A 13391-nucleotide genomic window follows, 5' to 3' on the forward strand; every position below is an offset into this window, starting at 1 on the left:
AAGAGTTTCAACAAAAATTAATCTTTAGAGAAGATTGAAGGTGAAAAATTCTGTTAGAAATGAGTAGGAGTAATTGGTATTAATATCTGCTAATCTCTTTTTCCAATCAATTTTGTTTTTAATGTCAGAAACTAAGGTTTTTTGGATATCTATATCAAAATCTGAAACAAATTCTACATCAGTTACGGTTTTATCTTTATCTATGGTTAGTTTAATTATGTATGATTTTCTGTAAAAATTTTCAGGATAATTTTTGAAAATTGTATGTGGAATATATGTTAAATGTTTACTTGAAAAAGGCGCATTTGAAGTGTAATTATTAGCTTTCTTTTTCAAAATTTCTAGTAATGATATGGCTTCGGGGAGACCGTATTTAAAGCTTGAACAAGAGCCAATAAATGTCTTGCCATTAACTGTAGATCCAAAAATCACATATTCTTCATTTTCTGTGGGCTTAAAATCACAAGACGTAATTAGCTTGGCCGGTACTCCATTGTAACCATTAACATATACATGCTGAATATTCTGCCCTTTAAAAACCTTCAATGTTTCGATATCAACTTTAAATATGTCTGTATTTGAGTTCTCATTAACATGATTTTTTTTAATTAGAACTTTCGCAACAAAACTTGACTTTTGGTATAAGGTAAGAGGGTCAACATCACAATCACATGCATAGCTCAGATTTACGGCAAATAATACTATGATAAACAAAAAGAATTTTTTCATTTTGTCAAAGTTTATTAGTTTGTATCAGCTTTTAGCTTATTAATCATTTTATCAAGCTTAACTTTGTCATTTGCATAAGGTGCTAAATCAAACAAGGCTACTTTTCTAAATTCAACAGGGTGACTTTCGCTTTGCAGAGAAATATATCCGCCAGTTAATCGCTTGCCATCTTCTTTTACTTTTGGATCGAAGTTAATTACACTGCCACCGCCAATTTGTGGTTTGGTATATTGAAGAACAACTTCTTTGTCTAAAATATGCTGAATTAGCGAATCGCCTAAGACTAAAAACTCTGCTGTAACCCACTGGTCGCCAGCATAAGTTTTTGATTTAGACTCGAAACAATGTCCTTTGTAGAGTTTATCATCAAGAAACACCGTTGTGCCTGGTGTGCAAACGTTGCTCGTGTGTCTAAGATCTGTTCCATTTCCACCAAGTAATTGTGCCTCAACAGAAATCGGGAAATCTTGATTTTTTAACATCGTTTTCGGATCTTGCCCATGTAACATTGCACCACTATTTCTCGTTGCCCAACCTTCGCCACCTTTAGCTTGCTCGCCTACAAAGCGATATTCTATTTTTAATAAATAATAAGAAAATGGTTTGTTGTAATGTATATGGCCGTATTGAAAGTTAAAATCTTTGTAACCATCGTACCTTACTTTCATGATCCCGTCTTCGACTCTAAATGTATTTGCGTAGTTTTCACCCACCTCGTGTTTGGCAATTTTTACGGTCCAATCTTTTAAATCTTTGCCATTAAAAAGATTAATCCATCCTTTTTGTGCAGAGCAAGAAGATAAAGTTAGAGCAAATAAAACTAAAAAGTTGAATAGGGATTTATTGAACATAGTTGATGTTGTTAAATTTAAAAGTAGAAAATAATAAGTAAATTTGTGTTATGTCAACCAACAAAAATATTCCTGTATTCGAAAAACGCATTTTTTGGGATGTGAATTTTGAGTTGCTAGATTATGATAAAAAAGCTTCATTTATTATTGAAAGGGTTTTTGAACGCGGTGATGTACAAGATATTCGTAATTGCAGAAGGTATTATGGAGATGATTTGGTTAGAGATGTTTTAATGAATGCGAAATATTTGCCGATGCATCGTTTATATTTGGCTAGTGCTGTTATTGGTGAACCCATAGAACTTTTTAGATGTTATACTACAACACAGTTGAGCCCGAAACTCTCTCCATATTAAAACGTTTACTAAGCATTCCGGAACTAAGGGATTTCGCTTTAGTTGGTGGCACGGCATTGTCTTTAAAATATGGACATAGATTATCGATTGACCTTGATTTGTTTAGTTTCTCAAAAATCAAATTCGATAAAGAAAATATAATAACTGCATTGAGAAACGAGTTCGGCAATGATTTTATACCAGAAGTTATGCCAGCAAAATGGGCAGTTTTTGGATTTATTAAAAATGTTAAGGTTGATATTGTTTCTTATCCACATCCAATTATAAGGGATTTAGATGTTACTGATGGGCTAAGGATGTTTAGCACTGAGGATATTATAGCAATGAAATTTAATGCAATATTAGGGCGTGGAAAAAAGAAGGATTTTTGGGATATGGCAGAGCTACTATCAAATTATAATCTACAACATATGTTATCTTATCACAAAGAAAAATATCCTGAACAAATGTTATTAATCTCTCTGCCATCTGCATTAACTTATTTCGCAGATGCGAATGAAAGTGAAGATCCTATTAGTTTAAAAGGACAAACTTGGGAAAAGGTAAAATCTTTCATCAGTAAAAAGGTTAGCGATTATTTAAAATAATTAAGCTTTAGGTAAAAATGGATTTACTTTTTCTAATGCAAAATCAAGCTGCTCCTGTTGTGTTAAATCTGTATTATCCAAGATGATAGCATCTTCGGCTCTAACCAGCGGACTTTCTTTTCTCGTGGTATCTGCATAATCACGATGTGCTAGATTTTCAAAAACTTCTTCTAAAGTGGTTTCATTGTCGCCTTTGGCAATCATTTCTTTATGTCTGCGTTCTGCTCTAATTTTTGGATCGGCAGTCATAAAAAATTTCACCTGAGCATCTTCAAAAACTGCGGTACCAATATCACGGCCATCCATAACAATGTTTTTAGACTTGCCCATGCGCTGTTGTTGCTTTACCATATCATGGCGAACTTGCTTGTTGGCCGAAACCTCGCTCACACTTTCAGAAACGGGCATTTGTCTAATTTCTTCCGAAACTTCTTCGCCGTTTAACAAAATATGAGATTCGTAATCACGAGAATGGAAATTTAATTCGATATGTTGTAAAGCATCATCAATAGCAGCTTGATTGGTCATATCAACTTTGTTGCGCAAAAAATATAGCGTAACAGCTCTGTACATGGCACCACTATCTATGTAAATAAAACCTAATTTTTTAGCCAAAGCTTTTGCCAATGTGCTTTTACCGCACGATGAATAGCCATCTATGGCCACAACTAGGTTTTTTCTCATAGTTTACAAATGTAAGATTTTGCTTTATTATTTATTTATTTTTGTAAAATGATACCTACCAAAGAAGAATTAATTAAAGAACTTACTTTTAAAACATCGCGTAGCGGAGGCAAAGGTGGGCAAAACGTGAATAAGGTTTCGAGTAAAGTTGAATTGATTTTTAATCCGCAAAATTCTGTTCTTTTTAATGATGAACAGAAAGTTTTATTAGTAGAAAGGCTGGTTAATAGATTAGACTCAGAAGGCAACCTACATATTGTTTCGCAAGAGGATAGGAGCCAGCTGCTCAATAAACAGCGTACGGTGATCAAGCTTGTAAAACTTTTAACTCAGTGTTTGCAAATTGAAAAGAAACGGAAACCCACAAAAATTCCGAAAGCTGTAATTGCAAAAAGATTAAATAATAAGGCAATTTTATCCTCAAAAAAGGAGAATAGAAAAAAGCCAGGATTTGAATAGCTTAGACTTTAATGTTAGCTTTGCGAAACACACAAAAATACTAATGAAAAAAATTCTATTATCTATAGCTTTAGTAGCTACACTTTTCTCGTGCACCAAAAATGAGGCTGAAAACCCTTTTCCAGAAGAGAAACTATCAGCCGATATTGATTTGGTAATTACAGGAGCTACGCAAGATGTTAAGCCTTTATACCCACCATCCAATGTTTATAATTTTTTAGGATATGGTTACGATGTAACTGATAAATTTGTTGATGAGGTTTCTGTAAGAGCAAGTGTATTAAATGTTGCAAAATATGCAGCAACAGGTACAAATAGAATAAATATGTCTAGAAGTTCTACATCATCATGGAAAAATGTGATTGGTAAGGATGCGGCAAATCTTTCTGAAAGATTGTCTAATACGTTTGATGCAACTAAAGGGTTTAAGGTATTTGGAAATACGATTCAAAGTTCTTTTCCTACATCAAATTTTACAAATTCAAACTATGTTTATGCATATTATTCTTATTATATGATCAGAAAAGGATTTGAATTTTATTATGAATCCGCTTTAAATGATTTTGTAACTGATGATTTTAAGGCAGATATTACTAACCTAAAGGTTGAGCAACTAGTTAAAAAGTACGGAACACATGTTTTAAGAGATATAAGCGTAGGGGCAAAATTTGATGTTGTTTATCAAGCCAATGCTGCAGAAGGAGATAAAGAAAACATTAGCATGGAAGGGCAAAGATATGCCTTGAAAAAAACTTTTGGACTGATGAGTGGCTACTTAGATCCTGTTAATTTAAGTAACTTAAATGCAAACTCATCTGCCAAAATATACTATAGCTCTATTGGTGGTGATCTCAATAAACTGAAAACAGAAACTATAAATAATAGATTAGTTTTAAATATCTCAAACTGGGTTTTAAGTACAACTGAAGACAAGGCACGTTTTATGGGCATTGCATCAGACGGTTTAGTGCCACTTTATAACTTCATTAGTGATAATAATAAAAAAACAGAAGTAAAGCAATACATTGAGCAGTATATTGAAAGTAAAGAAGTTAAACTTACAAAGTAGGGAAACAATAAATAGCAATTTTCATTGTTCTTTCTTTATTATTTCGTTTTAGCTCCCAGATTTCCCAAACCTATACAACATACTAATCATTCCAAACTGATGCGCCTTGGCGGTACTTTTAACCTCTTTTGATTTAAAAACCACACCAAAATCGAAAGTAAAACGTGGCGTACTATAGTTAACACCAATCTGCTGGGCAAAAACTAATGGTTTGCGGCCAAATGTTATCGGGCTATCATTGTTAAACATACTTCCTTGTATGGTAGCATCATAAGCAACAAAGTTTAATTGCGGTTTTGCATAAAAGAAGGTTTCTCTTTTAACTAGTTTTTCTGTTTTAGCATTGTTACTAATTACCGAGTTGGTATAGCCAGAATTAAATAACTGGTTAAGATTTCCTGCTCTGAACAAAATTCCCGCTCCAGCACCACTAAATGTTGTGCCCACATTGGCATATCCTTCAAAAGAAAAATCTAAATCTTTTTTAGCAGAGCGATGTAAAAGCTGTGTATATTGGGTAGAAAGGTTTACTGCCAAATCATTTTTAATTTGATATTGCCAGCCATCAATTTCATAAAAACCTACAATATCATGTAATAATTTTTGCGCATCTTCTCCCAAAGCATCTGGCCCAACAGTTCCAACTTCTAAGCCAACTTTTAAAATTTTCTCGGTTTTATAAAACAGATTTACATTTCCACCAGCATACAAATAACCAGCAAAAGGACGATCATGTTTAGCGGGATCAGGAACATTGCCAGATATGGCATTGAACATTTTCTGTCCAGCAGTTATCTCATAGGTTAATTTTTCTAAATTCCCCCCGAGTTTTTGCTGGTCGATAGCATGACGAAAATAAATGAACAATCCATTGGTGTAATACCGATCCTGACCATAAAACAGGTAAGCATCGTTATCACTTTTAAAACCAAATTCATTTTTGTAAGATTGAGCAAATACGCTCGAACTTATGAATAAAGCAACAGCAAATAGCCCAATCTTAATTTTCATGCATTAATTTTTTACTTCTGGCTTAATTTTAATAGTTAAATCTTGAGCATTTTTTACTTTATCTTTCATTAATGCTAAGTCAATTACTTCTTTCATTTCTGTCACATAGTGGAAATTAAGATCTTTTATGTAATCTTCTTTAATCTCTAAAATGTCTTTTCTGTTCGATTTGCAAAGAATAATCTCCTTAATGTTTGCACGTTTTGCAGCTAAAATCTTTTCTTTAATTCCACCAACTGGCAATACTTTTCCACGAAGTGTGATTTCACCTGTCATGGCCAAATTAGATTTTACTTTACGCTGCGTAAATGCAGAAGTTAAAGCAGTAAGCATGGTTATACCTGCTGATGGTCCATCTTTTGGAGTGGCACCAGCTGGTACGTGTACATGAATGTCAAACTGATCGAACAAAGCGTTATCAATACCAAACAAACCTGCATGAGCTCTAATGTAAGCTAAAGCTATTATTGCTGATTCCTTCATCACGTCCCCTAAATTTCCTGTTAAGGTTAATTTTCCTTTACCTGGGCTTAAACTTGCTTCTATAAATAAAATATCACCACCAACCGATGTCCATGCCAAACCAGTAACTACACCTGCAACTTCATTGCCTTCGTAAGCACCTTTATCGTAAATTGGCGCTCCTAAAATACGCTCCACATCAGCTTGTTGTAAGGTTGGCTCGTAAGGTTCATCCATCGCTATTTTGGTAGCTATACCACGAACCAATGATCCAATTTTCTTTTCTAAACCACGTACACCGCTTTCACGAGTATAATCTTCAATTACTTTTTCAATTAAATTGCTCTTCAAATTAATCGCTTTATTTTCTAAGCCGTGTTGTTCTTTCTGTTTTGGTAATAAATATTTTTTAGCGATTTCAATTTTTTCTTCAATCGTATATCCATTCACCTCAATAATTTCCATCCTGTCTAAAAGTGCAGGTTGTATAGTGCTTAGTGAATTGGCTGTCGCGATAAATAAAACGTTTGATAAATCGTAATCAGCTTCAACATAATGGTCGTTAAAAGCATTATTTTGTTCTGGGTCTAAAACTTCTAGCAAAGCTGATGAAGGATCTCCTCTAAAATCAGAACCAACTTTATCAATCTCATCCAATACAAAAACCGGATTAGCTGCGCCAGCTTTTTTTATCGATTGGATAATTCTGCCTGGCATTGCGCCAATATAAGTTTTTCTGTGACCACGGATTTCGGCCTCATCTCTTACACCACCTAACGCAATACGTACATATTTACGGTTAATAGCTTTGGCTATAGATTTACCTAATGATGTTTTACCAACTCCGGGAGGGCCAACCAAGCATAAAATTGGCGCTTTCATGTCGCGTTTCAGTTTTAGCACAGCCAAATACTCAATAATACGTTGTTTAACTTTCTCTAAACCGAAATGGTCTTTATCTAATATTTTTTGAGCACGTTTAAGGTCGAAGTTATCTTTGGTGAAATCATTCCAAGGTAAATCTAACAACAACTCCAAATAATTCATTTGTATAGAATAATCTGGAGCTTGTGGGTTCATTCTGCCCAATTTTTCTAACTCTTTTGCAAAATGATCGGCAACTGGTTTAGCCCATTTTTTCTTTTTAGAGCGAGCTAATAAGGCTTCATATTCTAAATCTGATGAGTTACCGCCTAATTCTTCCTGAATGGTTTTAAGTTGAGCATTTAAGAAATAATCACGCTGTTGCTTATCTAAATCGGTGCGAACCTTAGATTGAATTTGGTTTTTCAATTCTAACATCTGAAGTTCAGTTGTTAGCAACTCCATTACCATTTCTGCACGTTTGCGCAAATTACCCATCTCTAGCATTTTTTGCTTATCTGCAACATCTGCATTCATGTTAGATGAGATGAAGTTGATTAAAAATGAGGTGCTTTCTATATTTTTTAGTGCAATTCCTGCTTCGCTTGGTATATTTGGTGAAAGCTGGATAATTTGAGAAGACATCTCCTTAATAGATGCTACTAAGGCCTTAAATTCTTTATCAGCTTTATGCTTAGATTCATTAAATTTAGCAATGATAACTTTAATATATGGCTCAGACTGTACTTCTTCTACCAACTGAAAGCGTTGCTTACCTTGTATAATTACTGTGGTGTTTCCATCGGGCATTTGTAGCATTTTAATAATATGTGCTACAGTGCCAACGCTATTTAATTGCTCAAATGTTGGGTCTTCGATAGAAACATCACGTTGTGAAACTACACCAATAATTCTATCACCTTTGTAAGCCTCTTTTATAAGTTTGATAGATTTATCACGGCCAACCGTAATAGGAATTACAACACCAGGAAACAAAACCGTATTTCTGAGTGGTAAAATAGCAAGTATTTCTGGCGTTTCTTCGCTGTTCATTTCATCTTCGTCTTGTTGAGACATTAATGGAAAGAACTCAGTATCTTCATTTATAATTGGTAGCGCTTGACTAAAATCAAAGTGATCTTGTTTACTCATTAAGTAGGACTTTTAAAATATATAAAACGACAATCTGACAGCATTGTCGATAAAAAAGTGTTATAACTATGTTATGGCTTGTAATTTCAACTCTTGTGCCAAAAGTATTTTTACTCAGTTTGTCTGAAAAAAAGTCAGCCTTCAAAATAAATTTAGCCCGATATCATATTTAACCTAAATTAACGTTTATCTTATAATTTACAAATGAATTGATTTTGTATATTGGCAGCATGTTTGTAGTCAAACATTAACTTAAAATTTGTAATTTTAATTAAACAAAAAACGCTTGATGAGTTATTTTAAAAAAGCATTAGTCTTATTATTTATTACTGGATCATTTTCAACGTCTAAAGCTCAAGGAAATTTTGAGAAAATGGGTAGACAGGCATTTATGAAAAGTGATTATAAAAATGCGGTAGTTCAATTAGAAAAAGCTGATGGGGGCCAGGCTAACGCAAGTGTGCTTAAAATGTTAGGTTATTCTTACTTTCAATGTGGCGATTATGAGCAATCAATTTCTGCCTACACAAGATTAATTGCAGTAAAACCATTAGATTACTCTGCTTATTACTATAGAGGTAAAGCTAGACTTAATGTGGCAAATGCTCCCAAAGAGTCGCTTAACCAAATGAGAGAAAATTTTTATACCTCCGCAATAAAAGATTTTTCTAAGGCAATTGAAATAAGTGGGGAAGAAGATGTTCAAATTCTTCAGAATAGGGGCATTGCTTACAAGGATTACGCTATTTTTAAATCTTATAGAGCTAAGAAGCAAGCCGAAAAAACTGCATGCATAGCTATTTTTAACAGTTCGATTGCTGATTTTCAAAAAATCTTAACCATGCAGCCTTTGAGAAAAGATATTGTTGGTTTGGTTGATTATGTTAAGGCACAAATCACAAGTCTTAAATAGAAAATAAAATAAATGAAAATGCCTCGATATTTATTCGAGGCATTTTTTGTTTAATTGAATTTTCCACGGATCACATATCTTTTGCTATCCATTAACTTAATTTTTTGTGTCTTTTTAATTTCGTAAAATTCATCAGAATTATAAACTAAACTATCATTAGAAGTGTAGAGGTTATTTTCGTTTGCTAAAAAAATCTTTACACTTTTCACTCCATCACCTGTTTTGATTATAATTAGCTTCTTAACAGGAATTTTATCGCTTTGCGTTGTGTAAATTTCTGAAGTGTCAGATTTTATCATTTGAAAAGAACCTTTCCAAGATGCTTTATTAATATCAGCTTCTATAAATGAACTTAACTCTTGTTGCCAATTTTTAATTTGGAGTTTCCTTTCTTCGGCTTTGCCATTTACCAACACAGTTTTAGTAATTGATGGATTGTTTTTTGATAACCTAGCTACTTCGTTCTTAAAATAATTGCTTACACTAAAATAAGTTTGAGTTTCTGCTTTCTCATTGCTTTTTAAATTACAACTTGCAAACAGTGCCAAAGCACAAAAAAGGGCATATTTTCTCATTATACTAAACAATCTCCCGTCATAATTTCTGGAATTGATAATCCCATTATTCTTAAAATTGTAGGAGCAATATCGCCTAGTTTTCCATCAGCTATGCTTTTATAATCTTTATCAATTAATATACAAGGAACAAGATTTGTAGTGTGTGCTGTATTTACCGAGCCATCATTATTTAGCATAAATTCAGAATTACCATGGTCTGCCAATATGATAAATGAATATCCATTTTGCAAACCTGTAGTTACCACTTTTTGTGCGCAAGCATCTGCAGTTTCAACCGCTTTAACAACCGCATCAAAAACACCAGTATGCCCAACCATATCCGGATTGGCAAAATTTAAGCAAACAAAATCTGGCCATCCAGAAGCTAACTCTTTACTAATTGCTTCTGTAATTCCTTCGGCGCTCATTTCTGGTTGCAAATCATAAGTAGCAACCTTTGGCGATGGAACTAAAATTCTTTTTTCATTTTCAAATTCCTTTTCTCTTCCGCCAGAAAAGAAGAACGTTACATGAGGATATTTTTCTGTTTCCGCAATGCGGATTTGGTTCTTGTGGTTACTTTCTAAAACTTCACCCAAAGTATTCGATAAATCATCTTTGGTGAATACTACAGCAACGTTACTGAAACTTTCATCGTAAGTTGTCATGGTAACATAGTGTAATGGTAATTTTTTAATCCCAAAATCTGGATAGTCATTTTGGCACAAGGCCGAAGTGATTTCTCTGCCTCTATCAGTTCTATAATTGAAACAAATTACCACGTCATCAGCTTTTATAGTGGCAGTTGGTTCATTATGATCGTTAACAACAACTAATGGCTTTAAAAATTCATCTGTAATTCCATCAATGTAAGATTGTTGTATAGCTTGCCCAATATCTGTAACTTTTTCTCCAACACCGTTTACCATTAAATCGTAAGCTAACTTTACTCTTTCCCAGCGGTTATCTCTATCCATTGCGTAATATCTTCCGATAACGCTAGCAATTTTTCCGGCAGAGGTTTTTAAATGATTGCTTAGATTTTGAATATAACCTAAACCAGAGTTTGGATCTGTATCTCTACCATCTAAAAATGCGTGGATAAAAACATTTTTAAGATCTTGTTCATGAGCTGCATCGCACAAAGCTTTTAAGTGCTCTATATGTGCATGTACACCACCATCAGATACTAAACCGATAAAATGTACAGCTTTATTGTTCTGTTTTGCATAATTAAAAGCTTTAACCAACACATCGTTGCTATGTAAAGTTCTGTCTGTAATGGCTTTATTAATACGGCCAAGTTCTTGGTATACTACTCTTCCTGCACCTAAATTCATATGGCCCACTTCAGAATTACCCATTTGTCCGGCAGGTAAACCCACGGCTTCACCAGATGCCTCCAATTTAGAGTTTGGATAATTTTGGAGCATCGAATCAAAAAAGGGAGTATTTGCCGCGTATGCAGCGTCAGATTTATCTTTTTTTCCGTAACCCCAGCCATCAAGAATTAGTAGTACAAGTTTTTTAGCTTCCATTAAATTGGTATAAATTGATGAAATATTTTAAAACAAATATAAGCCAATTAGAGTTTTAAAGGAAAGGTTTTATGCTTAATGATTTATAAATGGCATAATTTTAGCTTGAAAAGGTTGTTTTACAAACGCACATGATGAAACCTTTACTTGCTTTATTATTCTTGCTATGGCAAATTCCATCAAATAATGGGTTACAGGCCGATATTATTGATGATTTATCTGCTCAGTTTAGAACAGGAAATGCTAAAGATATCGCAAAACATTTTGCCTCATCTGTAGAGTTAATTGTAATTGACCAAGAAGATGTATACAGTAAAGCACAGTCTGAACAAATTTTAAAAGATTTTTTCATAAAAAATTCCCCATCAAAATCTACTATAATCCATCGCATTAGCAGTAATCCAAATTATCGATACGGGATACTTTCACTACAGACCAAAACTGGAAAATTTAGAGTGACTATTACTTTAAAATTAATAAAAGCTAATAATGCTTTCTTAATCAACGAATTGAGGATAGAACCCGATAGAGAATAGTTATTTAGTTCATAAATTCTTATTTTTGAGTAAAAATTACTGTTTTGGATAAAAAATTAGTCGACCTATTTATTAAAAATGCCATTGCCGAAGATGTTGGTGATGGAGATCATACTTCCCTATCTACCATACCAAAAAATACCCAAGGTAAAGCAAAGCTGATTGTAAAAGAAGGCGGTATTTTGGCTGGGGTAGAATTAGCATTAGAAATTTTTAATCAAATTGATTCTGATTTAAAAGTGAATGTGAGCATAGCTGATGGAGAAAAAATAAACTATGGTGATATTGCATTTACAGTTGAAGGAAGTACACATTCGATTTTGTTGGCAGAGCGCTTGGTTTTAAACTGTATGCAGCGCATGAGTGGTATCGCTACTAAAACAAACAGAATTGTTGATTTATTAAAACCATACCAAACTAAAGTTTTAGACACACGCAAAACAACACCGGGTTTAAGATATTTAGAAAAGTGGGCTGTTAAAATTGGTGGTGGTGTGAATCACAGAATAGGCTTGTACGATATGATTTTGATTAAAGATAATCATGTTGATTATGCTGGTGGAATTGCAAATGCCATTAAAGCCGCAAATGCTTATTTAAAAGAAACTTCAAAAAAATTAGCCATAGAAATTGAAGTAAGGAATTTAAAAGAGCTTAGCGAGGTTTTATCAGAAGGTAATGTAGACCGAATAATGCTAGATAATTTTGAACTTCCATTGCTAAAAGAAGCGGTAGGATTAATTAATGGCAGGTTTATAACTGAAGCATCTGGCGGCATTGTAGAAGAAAATGTAATTGACTATGCTAAATGTGGTGTAGATTACATATCTATGGGAGCATTAACACATTCTGTGAAAAGTTTAGATTTAAGTTTAAAAGCTTACTAATGACCAAAAATTCTCTCAACTTACAATTGATTTTTTTAGTATAATTGTAGGTCATGATATCGATATATTCCATTTCGGCTCTAATTGCTGCCTATCTTTTTGGTTCTATACCCACCGCTGTATGGTTAGGCCAAGCTTTTTATGGTATAGATGTTAGAGAATATGGCAGCGGCAACGCTGGTGCAACCAATACATTTAGGGTTTTAGGTAAAAAACCTGGTATCGCGGTAATGCTTATCGATATTTTTAAAGGATATACAGCCTGTAACTTGGCTTATTTTATAGGCTTATCAGTTACTGGTCCACAAAATTCTACTCAATTCGTAAATTATCAATTGGCATTAGGGGTAATTGCGGTTATGGGTCACTTATTTCCAATTTTTGCAGGTTTTAGAGGTGGCAAAGGTGTAGCAACCCTTTTTGGAATGATTTTAGCAGTCAACTACCAAGCAGCGTTAATTTGTGTTCTGGTTTTTGTGGTAGTTTTATTGAGTACAAAATATGTATCGCTAAGTTCTATATGTGCCGGGTTTGCATTTCCAATAGGAACAGTATTTATTTTACAAACTTCAGTTAAATCTGAGGTTTTATATGGTATCTGTGTATGCTTACTTATATTAGTAACTCATCAAAAAAACTTAGAGCGACTACTCAAAGGCAAAGAATCTAAAGTTTACCTGTTTAAGAAAAAACAAAACTAAAATTCAAATTTGCAAACTATCTAAATAGATGTTTG

At 33.6% G+C, this 13391-nt stretch carries 15 protein-coding genes; 8 read left to right on the forward strand and 7 right to left on the reverse strand.

The genetic code is table 11. The features are described 5' to 3' along the window. Positions 1-24: 24 nt before the first annotated feature. Entirely contained in the window at positions 25-729 is a 705-nt protein-coding gene (locus AC07XU_RS07525) for a hypothetical protein (RefSeq protein ID WP_494943024.1), read from the reverse strand. A gap of 14 nt (positions 730-743) precedes the next feature. Further along, positions 744-1580, reverse strand: a complete 837-nt coding sequence (locus AC07XU_RS07530; protein WP_494943025.1) for a 3-keto-disaccharide hydrolase — start codon at positions 1578-1580, stop codon at positions 744-746. Between the two features lie 50 nt (positions 1581-1630). Here AC07XU_RS07530 and AC07XU_RS07535 point away from each other — a divergent pair, with 50 nt between their 5' ends. Both AC07XU_RS07535 and AC07XU_RS07540 read left to right on the forward strand, forming a co-directional pair. Beyond that, complete coding sequence (locus AC07XU_RS07535) at positions 1631-1936, forward strand: DUF6922 domain-containing protein (protein WP_494943026.1); 306 nt, start codon at positions 1631-1633, stop codon at positions 1934-1936. After that, positions 1891-2523 carry a nucleotidyl transferase AbiEii/AbiGii toxin family protein gene (locus tag AC07XU_RS07540; protein WP_494943027.1) on the forward strand — a complete coding sequence of 211 codons (633 nt, stop codon included), beginning with the start codon at positions 1891-1893 and terminating at the stop codon, positions 2521-2523. The genes AC07XU_RS07535 and AC07XU_RS07540 overlap by 46 nt, the downstream gene beginning before the upstream one ends. On the opposite strand, the gene cmk is transcribed toward AC07XU_RS07540, so the two are convergent. Further along, positions 2524-3207: a (d)CMP kinase gene (cmk, locus tag AC07XU_RS07545; protein ID WP_494943028.1), complete on the reverse strand. Its 684-nt coding sequence runs from the start codon at positions 3205-3207 to the stop codon at positions 2524-2526. Positions 3208-3255: 48 nt separating this feature from the next. Between cmk and arfB the strand changes: the two genes are divergently transcribed. Then, positions 3256-3666, forward strand: a complete 411-nt coding sequence (gene arfB / locus AC07XU_RS07550) for an alternative ribosome rescue aminoacyl-tRNA hydrolase ArfB (RefSeq protein ID WP_494943029.1) — start codon at positions 3256-3258, stop codon at positions 3664-3666. A gap of 43 nt (positions 3667-3709) precedes the next feature. After that, positions 3710-4735, forward strand: a complete 1026-nt coding sequence (locus AC07XU_RS07555) for an MAC/perforin domain-containing protein (protein ID WP_494943030.1) — start codon at positions 3710-3712, stop codon at positions 4733-4735. A 48-nt stretch (positions 4736-4783) separates the two neighbouring features. Here AC07XU_RS07555 and AC07XU_RS07560 read toward each other — a convergent pair whose 3' ends face one another. Together AC07XU_RS07560 and lon are read right to left on the reverse strand one after the other, a co-directional pair. Next, entirely contained in the window at positions 4784-5746 is a 963-nt protein-coding gene (locus AC07XU_RS07560; RefSeq protein ID WP_494943031.1) for a lipid A deacylase LpxR family protein, read from the reverse strand. Between the two features lie 3 nt (positions 5747-5749). Then, the gene (lon, locus tag AC07XU_RS07565; protein WP_494943032.1) at positions 5750-8224 is read right to left on the reverse strand and encodes an endopeptidase La; all 2475 of its coding nucleotides are present in this window, start codon (positions 8222-8224) and stop codon (positions 5750-5752) included. A gap of 289 nt (positions 8225-8513) precedes the next feature. On the opposite strand from lon, the gene AC07XU_RS07570 reads away from it, so the two are divergent. Next, positions 8514-9137 (forward strand): tetratricopeptide repeat protein, encoded by a 624-nt coding sequence (locus AC07XU_RS07570; protein WP_494943033.1) that lies wholly within the window; start codon positions 8514-8516, stop codon positions 9135-9137. 50 nt (positions 9138-9187) lie between these two features. Here AC07XU_RS07570 and AC07XU_RS07575 read toward each other — a convergent pair whose 3' ends face one another. Further along, on the reverse strand, positions 9188-9712 hold the full coding sequence (locus tag AC07XU_RS07575; protein ID WP_494943034.1) for a hypothetical protein: 525 nt from the start codon (positions 9710-9712) through the stop codon (positions 9188-9190). Continuing rightward, the gene (gpmI, locus tag AC07XU_RS07580; RefSeq protein WP_494943035.1) at positions 9712-11232 is read right to left on the reverse strand and encodes a 2,3-bisphosphoglycerate-independent phosphoglycerate mutase; all 1521 of its coding nucleotides are present in this window, start codon (positions 11230-11232) and stop codon (positions 9712-9714) included. Before gpmI ends, AC07XU_RS07575 begins: the two co-directional genes overlap by 1 nt. A 131-nt stretch (positions 11233-11363) precedes the next feature. On the opposite strand from gpmI, the gene AC07XU_RS07585 reads away from it, so the two are divergent. The 3 genes from AC07XU_RS07585 to plsY are packed head-to-tail and all read left to right on the forward strand — an operon-like array spanning position 11364 to position 13356. Next, positions 11364-11768, forward strand: a complete 405-nt coding sequence (locus AC07XU_RS07585; protein ID WP_494943036.1) for a DUF4783 domain-containing protein — start codon at positions 11364-11366, stop codon at positions 11766-11768. A gap of 44 nt (positions 11769-11812) precedes the next feature. Then, positions 11813-12655: a carboxylating nicotinate-nucleotide diphosphorylase gene (gene nadC / locus AC07XU_RS07590; RefSeq protein ID WP_494943037.1), complete on the forward strand. Its 843-nt coding sequence runs from the start codon at positions 11813-11815 to the stop codon at positions 12653-12655. Positions 12656-12708: 53 nt separating this feature from the next. Next, entirely contained in the window at positions 12709-13356 is a 648-nt protein-coding gene (gene plsY, locus AC07XU_RS07595) for a glycerol-3-phosphate 1-O-acyltransferase PlsY (protein WP_494943038.1), read from the forward strand. The last annotated feature ends 35 nt before the right edge of the window (positions 13357-13391 follow it).

Source organism: Pedobacter sp. GW456-11-11-14-TSB4, assembly GCF_059424425.1.